The organism is Streptomyces pathocidini (assembly GCF_001418495.1).
GTDB lineage: Bacteria > Actinomycetota > Actinomycetes > Streptomycetales > Streptomycetaceae > Streptomyces > Streptomyces pathocidini.
Map to the genome: position 1 here is coordinate 1 of NZ_LIQY01000174.1, position 12,365 is coordinate 12,365.

The following is a 12,365-nucleotide window of genomic DNA, read 5'->3' on the forward strand; positions in this document are numbered from 1 at the left end:
GTGACGGTGGGGAGCCGAGGACGGGGCGCAGTGGTCGGAGTATGCCCCTCCGCACCCGGCGCCCGGCCCGGCCGACTCCTGTCCGGGCCCGGTGTCCTCGCTCCTGTAGCTCCAGACATTCAGAGCCCCGGTTTCCGGCACGTGGCGGAAACCGGGGCCGCCATTTCGCGTCCCTTAACCCCTGCTCTTCGGGGCCCGGGCGGCGAGGGAGGGGATGGAGGCGATCTTCGCCGCGTCCAGGTGCTCCCAGACCAGTCCTGCCGGGCGATGCGGGGAGGGGCAGGGGATGACTTCCTCGGGGGTGACGATCAGGTCCACCCCGAAGTCGTGTTCCGTCGTGGGGAGATCGTCGTCCACGACCTGGAGGGAGTGGACCGTGGAGACGATCACGGTCCGATCGCTGATCAGCCCGGCCTCCGTCAGGAACGCGAACTCCAGATCCGAGTAGCCGGCACCTTTGCCGATCCGTACGCCGGCCCGGTTCACCGCGACGCTGCCCACTACGACCATGTCGACGGGTTGGAGTTCGTCGACGTCTACCCGCGGGGCAATGCTCGCCGCGATCTTGCTGGAGGCCGCCTCGTGTGGTGGTACGCGCAGAGCGGCGGGGTCGAGCAGGTAGAAGGGGCGCGGGTCGGCGAGCCGGGGTACCGCCATGAACACCGTCTTGCCCTCGGACAACGCCCGTGCGCGCACGGGCAATTGAGCCTTGTCCGGTACGGCCTTGATCACCCTTGCGCCGTGCCATGCCGACAGCGCTGCGAGCCGGTCCGCGGCTGCATCAGAGCCCTTGAAGTTCGGGATGCGTCCGCGGGCGGTCGTGTCGAGCACGGCACCCTCCGCGTCGAGCAAGCCCCACATGCGCTCGCGTGCCTGCTGTTTCCGATCATCCACGTCTGTGCGCACGTCGGGCTCCTTCATGCCGTGGTCAGGCCGCTTCCATGAGCGCCATCAGCCGGTCCTGCGCCTCCTGCACCGCTGGTTCGTTCCGCCAGGGGCGCAGCTCCCGGGCGGCTCGGAAGACGATGTTCATCCCACCACCTCCGCGGGTGCCGTGCAGTTCGTTTACGGCGTCGTTGAACGCGTTGAGCGCTGCGTCCAGATCCCCGTGGCGCATCCACGCCAGTGCGAGGTTTCCGAGAACGATGGCTCGCGATTTGCGTCGATCATGGAGCTCGGCCGCGGTCTGCGTGAGCAACTGTTCGGCTTTGCGGTAGTTGCCGAGAGTGAGGTAGCAGGAGCCGGCGAGGCGTCCCAGATGCGTGGGCGAAAACAGGTCGTGAGCGGCATCCGCGCCGTGAGCATGCTCTAGGTGCCTCTCCGCACCGACAAGCGCACGTTCGCACTCTCGTCCTTCACCAAGGTAGGCGTGGGCCTCGGCAGCGTGGAGCATGGCGAGACCGGTCAGGACGTGACTGCTGTACCGGGCGGTGCGGGCGGCTTGAAGGGCGAGGTCGAGCCCTTCCTGGTAGTCGCTGGACCCTTAGAGAGCGACGTAGCAGGTCCGTAGGAGTGCATGGCCTTCTGCACTCGGGTCGCGCAGATGGCGAGCCACCTCGGCGCTCTGCGCGTAGTACGAGCGTGCCGTTGCGTGGTCACGCCGTTGCGACGCATCCCAAACGAGTTGTCCCATGAAGGTCGCGGCGTCCGCCTGTAGGACGCGCATCTCCCGTTGCACGCGACCGGCCGGTGCCTCCGCGGCCAGGAAGGCCACACGGCTCGCGTGTTCACCTGCATGTGCCAGCAGCGCTGCCGAGGGCAGCCGGTCGTAACGCTCGCCGAGCGACTGCATCCCGTCCCGTAATTCGGCGACCGTCGCCAGGTCCACGCGCGATGGGTAGCGCATGGCGTACTGCGTCCGCTCACTGAGGGGGCTTGCGTCCTCCGGCGCGACCACGAGAAGCCTGCTCAATTCCTCGGGTGTCACCTCCAGAACCTGCGCCAGGCGGGGCCTGATCCACGGCTGCGGTTCCGCCTTCCCCGACTCCCAGCGCGCGACCGTGGAACGCTCCACTCGCAGCGCCTCCGCGAGGTGTTCCTGGGTGAGGCCCACCGCCCTGCGGCGCCTGGCAAGGGCGTGCCGTTTCAAGGCCATCGACTAGTTCTCCCCGCATCTTTGCGCAGTGATGTCTGAAGGCGAACCATCACAGGTCATGCCCAGTGATGCCCCATGAATGCCTCATCTGTGCGCCAATTCTGCTCTGGTTCACCCCCTTTGGGAGCGGTTCGGTAGAGGTCCAACGCGCAGCGACCTCATAAACCGCACGCCGGATGGAGAACGGCATGGCACCAACTCCACGCAGGCTCGGGCAACCCCTGCTGCGGCAGCAGGTGTTCAGCCGTCATGCGGTGTCCATCAGCGCGGCGCGGGCTTTCGCTGAGCACACCCTCGATGAGTGGCGGATCGCTGATCGCGTTGAGGACATCCAGCTCTGTATTTCGGAGCTGGCGACCAACACCCTGGTTCACACCGCATCCGATATGGCCGACTTTCTTGTGCGCTGAGCCTGGCCGGTCAGCAGGTGCGCGTTGAGGTACAGGACACCGATGTGGCCCTGCCCGAGCCGCAAGTTCCAGACGACCAGAGCGACAGCGGGCGGGGGCTGCTGCTTGTCCCCCCGTGCATAGATCGCCAGCCAGCCGGTTCGGCCCGAAGGCGCGCTTCGGCCCGTCACGTCATCCGCGGGCGTTACACGCTGGCGAGCCGGGTCTCGAAGCTGAAGCGGTCGCCCCGGAACAGCGCCCGCATCCGCTCCACCGGCCCGCCCTCCGTGTCGTACGAGACGCGGTGGACGAGCAGCATGGGCAGTGCCGGGTTGGTGCCGATGAGCAGGGCCTCGCGCGGGGTCGCCAGCACGGTCTCGATGCGCTCCTCCGCCTCGGCGAGCGCGATGCCCAACTCCTCGCGCAGGAAGGCGTAGAGCGACCGGCCGGGGTCGAACCCGTCGAGCGTCTCCGGCAGCCGGTGGGCGGGGAGGTAGCTGCTCTCCAGGCCGACGCGCTCGCCGTCGGCCAGCAGCAGCCGCTCCAGGTGGAAGACCGGCTCCCGGTGGCCGATCCGCAGATCGGCCGCGAGCTGCTCGCCCGCGGGCAGCCGCTCCAGCGTCACCAGCAGCCGGGACGGTCTGACCCCGGCCTCGCGCATCCCCTCGGTGTAACTGGCCAGCGCGAAGGGCTGTACGAGCTTGGGTCCGGCCACGACCGTACGGCTGCCCCGCCCCGTGCGCAGCCGCCCTTCGAGCGCCAGCTCGTGGAGTGCCTGGCGCAGGGTCTCCCGGGAGACGCCGAACCGGTCGGCCAGCTCCCGCTGCGACGGCAGCGCCGCCCCCGGGCCCAACTCCTCCAGCAGCGGGAGGAGTCGGATCTTCACCGCGTAGTACTTGGGGACCCGGCCGTGTTCGGGCACGCCCGCGCGCGCCGGGATCTCTATACGCGCTTCAGCGCGCGGATCGTCCACGGTCAGCCGACGACGGTCCAGGTGTCGTTGCCGTGCAGGAGCGCGGAGAGGTCGCCCTTGCCGTGGCGCTCGACGGCGTCCTCGAGCTGGTCGGCCATCTGCGTCTCGTAGACCGGGCGCCGGACGCTGCGCAGCACGCCGATGGGGGTGTGGTGGAGCGTGTCCGGGTCGGCGAGGCGCGAGAGGGCGAACGCGGTGGTGGGGCTGGCGGTGTGCGCGTCGTGGACCAGGACCCGCTGCTCGTTCTCCGGCGTGACCGCGACGACCTCCAGGTCTCCGGTGGCCGGATCCCGCACCACGCCCTTGGAGTTGTCCCTGCCAAAGCGGATGGGCTGCCCGTGCTCCAGCCGGATCACCGCCTCCTCGGCCTGCTCTCTGTCTTTGAGGGCGTCGAAGGCGCCGTCGTTGAAGATGTTGCAGTTCTGGTAGATCTCCACCAGCGCCGTGCCGGGGTGGTCGGCGGCCTCGCGCAGCACCTGCGTGAGGTGCTTGCGGTCGGAGTCCACGGTGCGGGCGACGAAGGAGGCCTCGGCGCCGATCGCCAGCGAGACGGGGTTGAAGGGGGCGTCCAGGGACCCCATCGGGGTCGACTTGGTGATCTTGCCGACCTCGGAGGTGGGGCTGTACTGGCCCTTGGTCAGGCCGTAGATCCGGTTGTTGAAGAGCAGGATCTTGAGGTTGACGTTGCGGCGCAGCGCGTGGATGAGGTGGTTGCCGCCGATCGACAGCGCGTCGCCGTCGCCGGTGACGACCCAGACCGACAGGTCGCGTCTGCTGGCGGCCAGGCCGGTGGCGATGGCGGGGGCGCGGCCGTGGATGGAGTGCATCCCGTAGGTGTTCATGTAGTACGGGAAGCGGGAGGAGCAGCCGATGCCCGAGACGAAGACGATGTTCTCCTTCGCCAGGCCGAGTTCGGGCATGAAGCCCTGCACGGCGGCGAGGACGGCGTAGTCACCGCAGCCGGGGCACCAGCGCACTTCCTGATCGGACTTGAAGTCCTTCATGGACTGCTTGGCTTCGGCCTTCGGCACCAGCGCGAGCGCCTCAGTCATCGATGGCCTCCTTAAGGACCCGTGCGAGCTCTTCGGCCTTGAACGGCATGCCGCTGACCTGGGTGTGCGAGTGGACGTCCACCAGGAACTCCGCCCGGAGGAGGGTGGCGAGCTGGCCGAGGTTCATCTCGGGGACGACCACCTTCTCGTAACGCGCGAGCACCTCGCCGAGGTTCCGCGGGAAGGGGTTGAGATGGCGCAGATGGGCCTGCGCGACCGCGCCCCCCGCGCCCCTGATGCGCCGTACGGCGGCGGTGATCGGCCCGTACGTCGAACCCCAGCCGAGGACCAGGGTGTCGGCGGCCCCACCGTCCGAGCCGGCCCCACCGTCCGGGCCGGTTGCGCCGTCCGAGGCGCCCGGGTCGTCGACCGTGACGTCGGGGACCTCGATGCCGTCGACCTTGGCCTGGCGGGTGCGGACCATGAAGTCGTGGTTGGCCGGGTCGTAGGAGATGTTGCCCGTGCCGTCCTGCTTCTCGATGCCGCCGATCCGGTGCTCCAGGCCCGGCGTGCCCGGCACGGCCCACGGCCGGGCCAGGGTCTGCGGGTCTCGCTTGTACGGCCAGAAGACCTCGGTGCCGTCGGCGAGGGTGTGGTTCGGGCCGCCCGCGAACTGCACGCGCAGATCCGGAAGTTCGTCCAGGTCGGGAACGCGCCAGGGCTCCGAGCCGTTGGCCAGGTAGCCGTCGGAGAGCAGGAAGACCGGGGTGCGGTAGGTCAGCGCGATCCGGGCCGCGTCCAGCGCCGCGTCGAAGCAGTCGGCCGGCGTCCTCGGCGCCACGATCGGCACCGGGGCCTCGCCGTTGCGGCCGTACATGGCCTGGAGCAGGTCGGCCTGCTCGGTCTTGGTCGGCAGGCCCGTGGACGGGCCGCCGCGCTGGATGTCCACGATCAGCAGCGGCAGTTCGAGGCTGACCGCGAGCCCGATGGTCTCCGACTTCAGCGCCACACCGGGCCCCGAGGTCGTCGTGACCGCCAGCGCGCCGCCGAACGCCGCGCCCAGCGCCGCGCCGATGCCCGCGATCTCGTCCTCGGCCTGGAAGGTCCGCACGCCGAAGTTCTTGTGCCGGGACAGCTCGTGGAGGATGTCGGAGGCCGGGGTGATCGGGTACGAGCCGAGGAACAGCGGCAGGTCCGCCTGCTGGGACGCGGCCACAAGACCGTAGGAGAGCGCCAGGTTCCCCGAGATGTTGCGGTACGTGCCGGGCGGGAAGGCGGACGAGGCGGGCTGCACCTCGTAGGAGACGGCGAAGTCCTCGGTCGTCTCGCCGAAGTTCCACCCCGCGCGGAACGCCGCGACGTTCGCCTCGGCCAGATGCGGCTTCTTCGCGAACTTCGAGCGCAGGAACGTCTCGGTGCCCTCGGTCGGCCGGTGGTACATCCACGACAGCAGGCCCAGCGCGAACATGTTCTTGCTGCGCTCGGCCTCCTTCCGGGTCAGCTCGAAGTCCTTCAGTGCCTCGACGGTCAGCGTGGTCAGCGGCACCGGGTGGACGCTGTAGGCCTCCAGCGAGCCGTCTTCCAGCGGCGAGGCCGCGTAGCCGACCTTGGCCATCGCGCGCTTGGTGAACTCGTCGGTGTTGACGATGATCTCCGCGCCGCGCGGCACATCCTGCAGGTTCGCCTTCAGCGCGGCCGGGTTCATCGCCACCAGCACGTTCGGAGCGTCGCCAGGGGTGAGGATGTCGTGGTCGGCGAAGTGCAGCTGGAAGGAGGAGACCCCGGGGAGGGTGCCGGCGGGGGCGCGGATCTCGGCGGGGAAGTTCGGCAGTGTGGACAGGTCGTTGCCGAAGGAGGCCGTCTCCGAGGTGAAGCGGTCGCCCGTCAGCTGCATGCCGTCGCCGGAGTCACCCGCGAAGCGGATGATCACCCGGTCGAGACGCCTGACTTCCTTGCCGGGACCCCGTTGCTGGTCCCCGACGAGTGCCCCCTCGGCCTGCTCGGCCTGGGCACTGACCTGGCTGGTCACTGAACTGGACCTCCTTCGAGGGGCGGCTCGGTCCTCGGCGGCGCACCGACCGGTTCTCGCACAGCCACTCTACGTCGGTAAGGGTCGCCTTCCTTTGAAGTGTCACATGGTGGACGGCTTACAAGATGGCTCTCCGCGGCGGCCCCGTGACACCCCTGGGGTGCTTCATGCTGATATCTCCCACTTCCCGGGCGGGTGTTGCTGAGCTGGCAGAGTGTCAGCTCCTCAGGAGCCGAGGTAGGTGAGAACGGCCAGTACGCGGCGGTGATCCCCGTCACTCTGGGACAGGCCCAGCTTCATGAAGATGTTGCTGACGTGCTTCTCCACCGCGCCGTCGCTCACCACCAGCTGCCGCGCGATCGCCGAGTTCGTCCGCCCCTCGGCCATCAGCCCCAGCACCTCCCCCTCCCGCGGGGTCAGCGCCGCCAGCACGTCCTGCTTGCGGCTGCGGCCCAGCAGCTGCGCGACGACCTCCGGGTCCAGTGCCGTGCCGCCCTCGGCGACCCGCGCCACCGCGTCCACGAACTCGCCCACGTCGGCCACCCGGTCCTTGAGCAGATAGCCCACGCCCCGGCTGTTCCCGGCGATCAGCTCCGTCGCGTACTGCTCCTCCACGTACTGCGAGAGCACCAGCACGCCGAGCCCCGGGTGGTCCCGGCGCAGCCGCACGGCCGCGCGGACCCCCTCGTCGGTGTGCGTCGGCGGCATCCGCACGTCCGCCACGACCACGTCCGGCAGCTCGTCCTTCGCAGCCATGTCCCCGATGGCCCCGATCAGGCCCTCGGCGTCGCCGACCCCGGCGACCACGTCGTGCCCGCGGTCGGTCAGCAGCCGAGTCAGCCCCTCCCGCAGCAGCACCGAATCCTCGGCGATGACCACCCGCACCTTGTCCTCCATGTCCTGTAGCCCCCCGTTAGCACCGGGCCCCCTGCCCGCTGCGAACCAGCATCTCAGGATTGGAAGAACCGCGTCGGAGCCTGTGGATAACCTGCCGCGCACGTCACGCGAGCCCAGATCGCACGAGCGCACATCGCACGGCCCCGGATCGCACGAGCGCACATCGCGCTAGCCCCGCCAGGGCACCTCTGCCGTGACCGTCGTGCCCCGGCCCGCGGGGGACTCCACGACGAGGATGCCGTCGACCGAGTCCAGCCGGTCGGCCAGGCCCGCCAGGCCCGAGCCCGTACCGGTGTCCGCGCCGCCGACGCCGTCGTCGGAGACCTGGAGCATGATCCTGCCCTCGGCGCGCCAGACGTCGACGCTCGCCCGGCTCGCCCGCGCGTGCTTGCTGATGTTCTGGAGGAGCTCGGAGACGGTGAAGTAGGCGATGCCTTCGATGGCGGGTGCGGGTCGGGTGGGGAGGTCGACGGTGGCCTTGACCGGGACGGTGCACCGTGCGGCCAGTGCTGACAGGGCGGGGCCGAGGCCTCGGTCGGTGAGGATCGCCGGGTGGATGCCGCGGGCGAGGTCGCGCAGCTCCTGGAGGGCGAGCTTCACCTCGCCGTGGGCCTCGTCCACCATCCGTGCCGCGGCCTCCGGGTCCTCCTGGAGCTTCTCCTTGGCCAGGCCGAGGTCCATGGCCAGGGCCACCAGCCGGGCCTGCGCCCCGTCGTGCAGGTTCCGCTCGATGCGGCGCAGGTCGGCCGCAGCGGTATCCACGACCACGCCCCGGTCCGACTCCAGCTCCGAGACCCGCGTCGCCAGCCGGGACGGTCCGAGCAGCCCCGACACCAGCAGCCGGTCCACCTGCGCCAGACCCCGGATCACCCACGCCGTGCCGAGGACGATCAGCAGGCCGACGGCGGAGGTCACCGCGATCTCGAACGGGGTGTCCACATAGAAGGAGTTGCCGTTGCCGTCCCCCCACAGTTGGAACCCGGGCTGGTCCGTGTACCGCTCCAGCGCCCACTGGTAGGTCGGGTAGAGCAGCAGCCCCCAGCCGTTCACCCAGAGGACGACCGAGACGCAGAAGGCGAACACCGCCCACGGGAAGTGCAGCACGCAGTAGAGCAGGTGCCGCCAGGAGACGCCGCTCTTGAACAGCGCCCCGACCCAGCCGAGCAGCCCGCCCTTCCTGACCCGCAGGGGCTCCGGCGCCGCCACGTCCAGGCCCAGCAGCGCCCGCGCCCGTACGCGCTCCAGCGAGCCGAGGCCGCGGGCGCCGGCCAGCGTCCCGGCCAGCACTGGCAGTCCCAGGAACGTGACCAGCAGGCCTACGCCGAGCGAGGTCATCGTCACCGCGTACACGAACATCACGATCGCGATCGGCAGGTTGAGGAGGAGGTAGAGGAACTCCCGCCAGGTGCGCCCCTCCAGCGGCGCTCGCAGCGCCGCTGGCACCCGGTGGAGCCGGGTCGCCGTTCCGTGTCCGTCCGCGGTTGCCATGGTGTCCTCGCCCGTCCCGTTCTGCGCGTGTCCGCGCGGTCCTCCGCTGTCCGTATTCCAAGGCTCCTCGAGCGGGGCCCGCCGGACCATGAAGGCAGTCGGTGTCTTGGGGTGGGGCTGCCCCCACCCTGGATCCGGGGGCTGTGCCCTCAGCCGTCCGCCCGGTCGCGCCACGGCAGTTCGGCTGTCACCGACGTCGGGCCGCCCTCGGGCGAATCCAGGACGAACAGGCCGTCCACCGCCGTCAGCCGCTCGGCCAGGCCCGCGAGCCCGCTCCCGCCGTCCAGCCGCGCGCCGCCCCGCCCGTCGTCCCGTATCTGCATCAGCAGTCGGTCGTCCGCCCGCCACAGGTCCACCGACGCGGAGCGCGCCCCGCTGTGCTTGCTGATGTTCTGGAGGAGCTCGGAGACGGTGAAGTAGGCGATGCCTTCGATGGCGGGTGCGGGTCGGGTGGGCAGGTCGACGGTGACCTTGACCGGCACGGTGCACCGCGCGGCCAGCGACGACAGCGCCGCGTCCAGCCCTCGGTCGGTCAGCACCGCCGGGTGGATGCCGCGGGCCAGGTCGCGCAACTCCTGGAGGGCGAGCTTCACCTCGCCATGGGCCTCGTCCACCATCCGTGCCGCGGCCTCCGGGTCCTCCTGGAGCTTCTCCTTGGCCAGGCCGAGGTCCATGGCCAGGGCCACCAGCCGGGCCTGCGCCCCGTCGTGCAGATCGCGCTCGATACGGCGCAGGTTGGCCGCAGCGGTGTCCACGACCACGCCCCGGTCCGTCTCCAACTCCGCGATCCGCCGCTCCAGTTCGTCGGAGGGCGAGAGGAGCCCGCGCACCATCGCCCGGTCGGCGTTCGTCAGCCCCCGGACGATCCAGGGCAGCACCGGCCACAGCACGAAGAAGGAGACGAGCGTGACGGCGAAGGTGAGGACGCCCCATGGCAGCCGCATGAAGGAGTACAGCGCCGTCCGCCAGCCCACCGGGTCCTTCAGCGTCGTCCACAGCCAGGGGAAGAAGCCCGCGCCCGAACTGTGCCGGATCGGGCTCGGCTCCTCGACCCGCACCCGCAGCAGGGCGCGCGCCCGCGCGCGCTCCCACCGGCCGAGCAGCCGCGCCCCCATCAGGCCCCCGGCCAGCAGCGGCAGGCCGATCACGGTCACGGCCAGGCCCGCGCCCGTGTACAGCCACACGCTGACGTAGACGAACCCGAGGACCGCCAGCGGCAGGTTGGCGAGGAGATACGCGATCTCCTTCCAGGTCTGCGTGCCGAAGGCCAGGCCGGCCGGGGGCAGCGGCTCCTCCCGGTCGCGGGCGCCGGCGTCGTGGGATGGGGTGCTCTCGGTCATACGAGCCAGACTGCCGGGCCGGGTCACCGGCCGCCATGGGGTGGTTAGGTGGGACGAGGTAGGGATAACCCCACCACGGCCGTGCGGCGAGGACGGGAGACAGCTGCTCACGCTGTCAGTGGCAGGGCCTAGACTTCCCGTCCGTACAGGCAGAACCAGCCGGCCAGGGAGCGGCCAGGGAGCGAGGGGCGGACGTGGCGGACCTGCACGGGACAGCACCGGCGCCGGCCCTGCTGGCGGCGGACCGGAGCGCGGACTACTTCGAGAGCTACTCGGTCGTCGGCCTGCTCGCCCTCGTCGGCCTGCTCTTCGTGGCCGTCGCGTTCGGCGCCGGCCGGCTGCTGCGGCCCGTCGTGCCCACGCCGGAGAAGCTGCTGACGTACGAGTGCGGGGTGGACCCGGTCGGAGAGGGCTGGGCGCACACCCAGGTCCGCTACTACGTCTACGCCTTCCTGTACGTGATCTTCGCGGTGGACTCGATCTTCCTCTTCCCCTGGGCGACCGTCTTCGCCGCCCCCGGCTACGGCGGAGCGACGCTGGTGGAGATGTTCGTCTTCCTCGGCTTCCTCGCCGTGGGTCTGCTCTACGCCTGGAAGAAGGGCGTCCTCGCATGGACGTGACACCCGCACCCCAGATGCTCCCGGAGCCGCTGCCCCTGGAGTCGCGCAGGCTCGGCGCGCTGGCCCGCCTCGCGCCCGAGCCCATGAAGGTGGTCCTCAACTGGGGCCGCCGCTACAGCCTCTGGGTCTTCAACTTCGGCCTCGCCTGCTGCGCGATCGAGTTCATCGCGGCCTCCATGGCGCGCCACGACTTCATCCGCCTCGGCGTGATCCCCTTCGCGCCCGGCCCCCGCCAGGCGGACCTGATGATCGTCTCCGGCACGGTCACGGACAAGATGGCCCCCGCGGTCAAGCGGCTCTACGAGCAGATGCCGGAGCCGAAGTACGTGATCTCCTTCGGCGCCTGCTCCAACTGCGGCGGCCCGTACTGGGACTCGTACTCCGTCACCAAGGGCGTCGACCAGATCATCCCCGTCGACGTCTACGTGCCCGGCTGCCCGCCCCGGCCCGAGGCGCTGCTCCAGGGGATCCTCAAGCTCCAGGAGAAGATCGCCCGCGAGTCCCTGCGCGAGCGCTACGCCTCGGGCGGCGACGGCGCCGCGAAGGGCCGGCCTTCGACCGCCGCCCTGCGGAGCGGCCTGGTGCGGGGACCGGCCTCCGCCGACGCGGACAGTCGGACGCGGGAGGAGGACGGCCGGTGACCGACTCGACGTCACCCAGGCAGCCGGACGGGACGGGCGGCCCGGCCGAACCCGCACGCGCGGACGAGCGGCAGCCGCCGCAGGTGCCGCCCGCCGCGGCGGAGGCCTCCGGCGGCGGGACGGAGACCACTGGCGATGGGGCGGCGGATGCCGGCCGTGAGGTGGAGACCGCCGCCAGTGGATCCGAGACCACTGGCGGCGGGGCGGCGGACGCCGAGGCGTCGGCCTGTGGCCCGCGGACTCCCGCCGCGCCGCAGCCGCCCGTGGGCTGGCTGCCGCGGAGCGCCGAGGAGCTGTTCGAGGAGGGGGCGCGGGCCGAGGAGGCGTACGGGCTCCTGACCGTCGACGTGCCGGCCGCGGGCTGGATCTCCGCGCTGGAGACCGCCAGGACCACCCTGGCCTGCACGTATTTCGACTGGCTGAGCGCGGTCGACGAGCCGGGCGAGGGCTTCCGCGTCGCTGCGCACGTCGCCGCCCTCACGCCCGGTCTGGCCCCGCGCCGCCTGCTCGTTCGCACGACCGTGCCGCACGAGGCGCCCGCCCTGCCCACTGCGACCGGCGTGTACGCGGGCGCGGCCTGGCACGAGCGCGAGACGTACGAGATGTTCGGCATCGACTTCACCGGCCACCCCCACCTCGTACCGCTGCTCCTCCCCGAGAGCTTCGAAGGGCACCCGCTGCGCAAGGACTTCGTCCTCGCGGCGCGGGTCGCCAAGGCCTGGCCCGGTGCCAAGGAGCCGGGGGAGTCCGCCGCCGCCCATGGCGGCGCCGCGGGCGGCGGGCCCAGGCGGCGGCAGATGCTGCCGCCGGGCGTGCCCGACCCGAACGAATGGGGCCCTCTCAAGGGCCAGTTGCCTCCAGCCCCGGCCCGCCCGGCGCGCGCCGGGCGGGCCGGGGCTGG

13 protein-coding genes are annotated in these 12,365 nt (G+C 71.0%); 4 read left to right on the forward strand and 9 right to left on the reverse strand.

The features are described 5' to 3' along the window. Positions 1–174: 174 nt before the first annotated feature. From AOK16_RS10510 to AOK16_RS28150, 3 genes are all read right to left on the reverse strand, one after another. Positions 175–906 (reverse strand): 5-formyltetrahydrofolate cyclo-ligase, encoded by a 732-nt coding sequence (locus tag AOK16_RS10510; protein ID WP_276202490.1) that lies wholly within the window; start codon positions 904–906, stop codon positions 175–177. Between the two features lie 22 nt (positions 907–928). Further along, positions 929–1,393 (reverse strand): NsdA family TPR-like regulatory protein, encoded by a 465-nt coding sequence (locus tag AOK16_RS28145; RefSeq protein WP_240483506.1) that lies wholly within the window; start codon positions 1,391–1,393, stop codon positions 929–931. A gap of 90 nt (positions 1,394–1,483) precedes the next feature. Next, positions 1,484–2,095 (reverse strand): helix-turn-helix domain-containing protein, encoded by a 612-nt coding sequence (locus AOK16_RS28150; protein WP_240483507.1) that lies wholly within the window; start codon positions 2,093–2,095, stop codon positions 1,484–1,486. Between the two features lie 176 nt (positions 2,096–2,271). Here AOK16_RS28150 and AOK16_RS10520 point away from each other — a divergent pair, with 176 nt between their 5' ends. Further along, complete coding sequence (locus AOK16_RS10520) at positions 2,272–2,505, forward strand: hypothetical protein (RefSeq protein WP_157859169.1); 234 nt, start codon at positions 2,272–2,274, stop codon at positions 2,503–2,505. Positions 2,506–2,689: 184 nt separating this feature from the next. On the opposite strand, the gene AOK16_RS10525 is transcribed toward AOK16_RS10520, so the two are convergent. The 6 genes from AOK16_RS10525 to AOK16_RS10550 all read right to left on the reverse strand — a co-directional run bounded on the left by AOK16_RS10525 (position 2,690) and on the right by AOK16_RS10550 (position 10,203). Continuing rightward, positions 2,690–3,457 (reverse strand): GntR family transcriptional regulator, encoded by a 768-nt coding sequence (locus AOK16_RS10525; RefSeq protein WP_055471987.1) that lies wholly within the window; start codon positions 3,455–3,457, stop codon positions 2,690–2,692. A gap of 2 nt (positions 3,458–3,459) precedes the next feature. Beyond that, a complete protein-coding gene (locus tag AOK16_RS10530) occupies positions 3,460–4,509 on the reverse strand; it encodes a 2-oxoacid:ferredoxin oxidoreductase subunit beta (RefSeq protein ID WP_055471988.1) in 1,050 nt (349 codons plus the stop codon). Next, positions 4,502–6,478, reverse strand: coding sequence for a 2-oxoacid:acceptor oxidoreductase subunit alpha (locus AOK16_RS10535; RefSeq protein ID WP_055471989.1), 1,977 nt, complete (start codon positions 6,476–6,478; stop codon positions 4,502–4,504). Before AOK16_RS10535 ends, AOK16_RS10530 begins: the two co-directional genes overlap by 8 nt. A 225-nt stretch (positions 6,479–6,703) precedes the next feature. Next, positions 6,704–7,375 (reverse strand): response regulator transcription factor, encoded by a 672-nt coding sequence (locus AOK16_RS10540; RefSeq protein ID WP_055471990.1) that lies wholly within the window; start codon positions 7,373–7,375, stop codon positions 6,704–6,706. 168 nt (positions 7,376–7,543) lie between these two features. Beyond that, positions 7,544–8,863: a sensor histidine kinase gene (locus AOK16_RS10545; protein ID WP_055471991.1), complete on the reverse strand. Its 1,320-nt coding sequence runs from the start codon at positions 8,861–8,863 to the stop codon at positions 7,544–7,546. Positions 8,864–9,012: 149 nt separating this feature from the next. Beyond that, positions 9,013–10,203: a sensor histidine kinase gene (locus AOK16_RS10550; RefSeq protein ID WP_055471992.1), complete on the reverse strand. Its 1,191-nt coding sequence runs from the start codon at positions 10,201–10,203 to the stop codon at positions 9,013–9,015. 203 nt (positions 10,204–10,406) lie between these two features. On the opposite strand from AOK16_RS10550, the gene AOK16_RS10555 reads away from it, so the two are divergent. From AOK16_RS10555 to AOK16_RS10565, 3 genes are all read left to right on the forward strand, one after another. Then, positions 10,407–10,823 carry an NADH-quinone oxidoreductase subunit A gene (locus AOK16_RS10555; protein WP_107098313.1) on the forward strand — a complete coding sequence of 139 codons (417 nt, stop codon included), beginning with the start codon at positions 10,407–10,409 and terminating at the stop codon, positions 10,821–10,823. Further along, positions 10,814–11,464 carry an NADH-quinone oxidoreductase subunit B gene (locus tag AOK16_RS10560; RefSeq protein ID WP_055471994.1) on the forward strand — a complete coding sequence of 217 codons (651 nt, stop codon included), beginning with the start codon at positions 10,814–10,816 and terminating at the stop codon, positions 11,462–11,464. Before AOK16_RS10555 ends, AOK16_RS10560 begins: the two co-directional genes overlap by 10 nt. A 263-nt stretch (positions 11,465–11,727) precedes the next feature. Then, positions 11,728–12,365 (forward strand): NADH-quinone oxidoreductase subunit C (locus tag AOK16_RS10565; protein WP_169790881.1); only part of this gene is annotated, 638 nt, incomplete at its 3' end.